The following is a 598-nucleotide window of genomic DNA, read 5'->3' as shown; positions in this document are numbered from 1 at the left end:
GGCCGGTCCTGCTCCCGTACTCGGCAACGCGAGGAGTGCCGGCCACGCCGGCCCTCACAAGGGTCACCGCGGTGGGTGAGTGACCCCGTCGGCCGACTGCCAGCGACCGTCGAGCGCGGCGTCCACCGCGGCCGCCCAGCGGTGCACGTCGTCGGCGGTGCGCCCGGTGGGGAGCTCGGCGAGACTCTGCTCGGTGAGCAGCCGGCACTGCAGGCCGACGGCGTTCCGCTGGGTCGGGGTGCGGGCTTGCCAGCCCACTTCGGCCAGCAGGCCGAACAGCCGGCCGACGACGGTGGCGTCGCGGCGGCCGTAGTCGCGGATCTGGGTGACCGCGAGGTCGAGCAGGTCGCCGAACTCCTGGGCCTGGCGCCGGAGTCGGTCGACCCGCGGTACGGCCAGGACTGAGCCCGCCCTACTTCTCCAGGACCGTGAGGTCCTGGGCCGCCGCCGGGACGGCGACCGTGCCCTTGTCGTCGGCCAGCGTCTGCACCGTGAACATCGGGACCCCGTCCTGCGTGAGAGCCAGCGTGCGCGCCGCGTAGACGGGCCCTCCCGCGGGATCGGGCTCGACGGTCAGCGCGTACGAGCCCTTGAGGCC

General features: G+C 74.6%; 2 protein-coding genes and 1 pseudogene. 1 reads left to right on the top strand and 2 read right to left on the bottom strand.

All coding sequences use genetic code 11. The annotated features are described in order from the left end of the window. Positions 1–63: 63 nt before the first annotated feature. Positions 64–258 (bottom strand): hypothetical protein, encoded by a 195-nt coding sequence (locus tag E6R62_RS38420; RefSeq protein ID WP_136218004.1) that lies wholly within the window; start codon positions 256–258, stop codon positions 64–66. Here E6R62_RS38420 and E6R62_RS40130 point away from each other — a divergent pair. Then, positions 247–405 carry a hypothetical protein gene (locus E6R62_RS40130; RefSeq protein WP_168714325.1) on the top strand — a complete coding sequence of 53 codons (159 nt, stop codon included), beginning with the start codon at positions 247–249 and terminating at the stop codon, positions 403–405. The two genes, E6R62_RS38420 and E6R62_RS40130, sit on opposite strands and share 12 nt — an antisense overlap. Before the next feature lie 7 nt (positions 406–412). Here the strand turns inward: E6R62_RS40130 and E6R62_RS38415 are convergent. Beyond that, a pseudogene (locus E6R62_RS38415) lies at positions 413–598 on the bottom strand (hypothetical protein); the annotation flags it as partial.

This window comes from Streptomyces sp. A1136 (assembly GCF_004795055.1).
Taxonomy (GTDB): domain Bacteria; phylum Actinomycetota; class Actinomycetes; order Streptomycetales; family Streptomycetaceae; genus Streptomyces.
Note: the sequence above shows the minus strand (reverse complement) of the source record. Positions and strands in the feature narration are given on the sequence as shown.